Source organism: Hoeflea sp. TYP-13 (assembly GCF_040932035.1).
GTDB lineage: Bacteria > Pseudomonadota > Alphaproteobacteria > Rhizobiales > Rhizobiaceae > Hoeflea_A.
On record NZ_JBFRBB010000013.1, the window covers coordinates 1 to 1,433 of the forward strand.

Genomic DNA, 1,433 nt, shown 5'->3' on the forward strand with positions numbered 1-1,433 from the left:
GGAGTCTCGGTTGATGTCCTTTCCTACGGGTACTTAGATGTTTCAGTTCCCCGCGTTCGCTTCTTACCCCTATATATTCAAGGCAAGATACCTTTAAACGATATCTAGAAAGATAAGGCGTTCCAAAGGAACGCCTTAAATTTTCCTAGATATCAAAGGTGGGTTTCCCCATTCGGAAATTCGCGGATCAAAGCTTATTCGCAGCTCCCCGCAACTTATCGCAGCGTATCACGTCCTTCATCGCCTGTGCATGCCAAGGCATCCACCAAATGCCCTTTTGACACTTGATCGTTCTCATTGCCAATGCCCATCCTTGAGTGGTTTCGGTGACTTATCCTCCGCGCTTGCGCTCGAAGGGGACCGAAACAGGTCATGCGGCAAACAAGGCGTTTGCAGCAATTCCGATCACACCGCGACCCGCTGTTAAGGGTGCAGTACAATCAGTCCGGCAAGTCAAAAGACCGCCATACCCACGTCCAGATACCCAAAAAGTTGTTCGACTTTTTGGACAAGTCATCTGGACCACTAAAAAATGTATTGGCTTAATTTTTTGATATGTTTGTTTGAAGTCAAATGGCTTGCTCAAAAAACCGTGCGGCTTTTCAAACAATTGACCCGGGAACACGCCGAGCGTTCCCTCAAACATATCAGACCAGCTTCTCGAGATGTGTCCAATGACGCGCGGTCAGGCAACGCCAATCGTCATGACAAGGTCAGATGTTAAGTGGCCCAGATAGCTTATCCAAAAAGTCTTCAACTTTTTGGGCATCTGGACGTCCATCCGGCAACCCCGCTTTCAAGCGGGCCTTCAGAACACCAAAAAACAAACAACTTTAGATCAATCATCCGACATGACTGCTTAAACAAGGGGTGTAAACCTTGCCGTATAAAGCAGCTTTCAGACACTATCTTCTCTTCACAATGTATGCAGAACAGGCATCGCCAAAAGCGATGCAAACTTTATTTCTCAAGGATGAGTTTTTATCGCTCACGCGCCGTACCGCACATCTGCGATGTGCTGGCGCTGCGCGGGCGCGCCGCATCAGCGGCGACGGCCGGTCGGCCTTGCGAAGCCTGAAGGCTTCGGCCTTTTAACCACGATAAACCCGTAAACGACGAAGACCCGACCTGGCACCCAACGCGCACAAGTGTGCGCCGCCGACCATTCGGCGCCCTCGCGGAGCATAGGCCCGAAGGGCCGCTCATGCGTGAGCGCTAAAAGATGGTGGAGCTTATCGGGATCGAACCGATGACCCCCTGCTTGCAAAGCAGGTGCTCTCCCAGCTGAGCTAAAGCCCCGTTATCTTCGCTCGCGGCCGGACAATGGTGGGCCCGGGTAGACTCGAACTACCGACCTCACGCTTATCAGGCGTGCGCTCTAACCACCTGAGCTACGGGCCCCTGCCCGCGGCAGTGATTCAAACGGTTCGTCA

Annotated in this window: 1 protein-coding gene, 2 tRNA genes and 1 rRNA gene; all 4 read right to left on the reverse strand. The window is 52.1% G+C overall.

The genetic code is table 11. From position 1 onward, the window contains the following. Positions 1–290 (reverse strand): 23S ribosomal RNA (locus tag ABVT35_RS26825); the annotation flags it as partial. 80 nt (positions 291–370) lie between these two features. Continuing rightward, complete coding sequence (locus ABVT35_RS26830; RefSeq protein WP_368470698.1) at positions 371–646, reverse strand: hypothetical protein; 276 nt, start codon at positions 644–646, stop codon at positions 371–373. Between the two features lie 577 nt (positions 647–1,223). Beyond that, positions 1,224–1,299: transfer RNA gene (locus ABVT35_RS26835), tRNA-Ala, on the reverse strand. Between the two features lie 25 nt (positions 1,300–1,324). Further along, positions 1,325–1,401, reverse strand: a tRNA-Ile gene (locus ABVT35_RS26840). Between the last annotated feature and the right edge of the window lie 32 nt (positions 1,402–1,433).